A 305-nucleotide genomic window follows, 5' to 3' on the forward strand; every position below is an offset into this window, starting at 1 on the left:
CTTCAGTTTGTACTGGCTCTTCTACAGCTTCAACTTTGGCTAAGTCTTCAACCGCAACGGCTTGTTCAACTTGTTGCGCTGCATCCGCAGGTGTAGCTGCAGATTTAGCTTTAAGCTCTGCTTCATACTCTGCAGCAGCTTGGTCGGCAACAGGAACAAATGCCGGTGCTTCATCTGACTTAGCTTCATTGCCTTCACCTTCAGGGCGACGACGGCGCTGACCTGATGCACGAAGATGACGAGGTGAGCGACGTGAACGTGTACGAGTTTGCTCTTGCTCGTCTTCGGTTGTAGGTGTTTCATCG

Annotated in this window: 1 pseudogene; it reads right to left on the reverse strand. The window is 51.1% G+C overall.

The window, feature by feature from the left end:
• Positions 1 to 305, reverse strand: a pseudogene (locus AAEY99_RS21305) (ribonuclease E); the annotation flags it as partial.

Origin of the sequence: Shewanella sp. S1-58-MNA-CIBAN-0166 (assembly GCF_040310085.1) — a bacterium.
GTDB lineage: Bacteria > Pseudomonadota > Gammaproteobacteria > Enterobacterales > Shewanellaceae > Shewanella.